Source organism: Nonomuraea maheshkhaliensis (genome assembly GCF_039529435.1).
GTDB classification, from domain to species: Bacteria; Actinomycetota; Actinomycetes; order Streptosporangiales; family Streptosporangiaceae; genus Nonomuraea; species Nonomuraea maheshkhaliensis.
Genome location: NZ_BAAAMU010000319.1, coordinates 1 through 1,006, shown reverse-complemented (window position 1 = coordinate 1,006; position 1,006 = coordinate 1). Strand labels below are relative to the sequence as shown.

The following is a 1,006-nucleotide window of genomic DNA, read 5'->3' as shown; positions in this document are numbered from 1 at the left end:
AGCAGCCCGCCGGCCGCACCGGCGCCCGCCGCCAGCACGACGAGCCAGGTCGCGGCGGCCAGCCACCGATCGCCGCGCCGCCGGGCGCGCAGACAACCGCGCACCAGCGGGTACGGCACCACCACGGCGGCCACCGCCAGCCCCGGCTCCACCGCGAGCGCCGCGCCCAGCAGCGCCACCAGCACCGACCAGGTCCTGCCGAGCACGAGCCACAACGCCACCCCGGTGTTCCGCCACGCCGCCCGCTCGGCCTCCCTGCCCAGCCCGCCTCCTGACGCTGGAGCGAGCCTGTCGCCCCAGACCCGCTTGCGTGGCTGAGCGGGCCCGTCGCCGGAGGCCCGCTCGCCCTCCTGTGCCGTTTCGCCCGCGCGCCCGGTCTCGGCGAGTGCGCGCAGGGGATGGCCGCGCCAGGCCTCGGCCAACGCGCGCAGGGCCGCCAGCGCCGGCCAGCCGAGTACGGCGATGCCCGCCAGCCCGGCCCACACCGGGTCCAGCGAGGCGGGCAGGCCTTGCACCGCCCCCAGCAGCAGCCACCCGGCGAAGGCCACCGCCGACAGCGCCGCCGACACCACGGAGGCCCCGAGCCACGGGTCCCTGGCGAGCATCGCCCCCGCGTACCGCCACAGGCCCACCCGCCGCGCCTGCCGGACCGTCATCGGCACCAGCAGCACGAGCACGGCGAATCCGGCCAGCCGCGCCTGCGTGCCCCAGTCGAGCAGCAGCGCGGACCCGGCGATCACGATCGTGGCCACGGCCACCAGCAGGCGGACCTGCCGCGACCAGACCTCGAACGCCCGCCTGGCCCGCCCGGTCTCGCGCGGGTCGACGGGCCAGGCCGGGTCGTGGTGCGGCCGCGGCGGGTCCCAGCGCAGCAGGGCCAGCGCGAGGTTGACCCGGGCCTGCGGATCGCCGGGGTCGATGGCGAGCGCGGCCCGGTAGGCCCGCTCGGCCTCCCGGTGCTCGCCCCGCAGCAGGGCCAGGTCGCCCAGCATGACCTGGGGCCCGG

General features: G+C 78.9%; 1 protein-coding gene. It reads right to left on the bottom strand.

Annotated elements, in window-relative coordinates; all coding sequences use genetic code 11:
- Positions 1-1,006 (bottom strand): tetratricopeptide repeat protein (locus tag ABFX54_RS56635; RefSeq protein WP_346115617.1); only part of this gene is annotated, 1,006 nt, incomplete at both ends.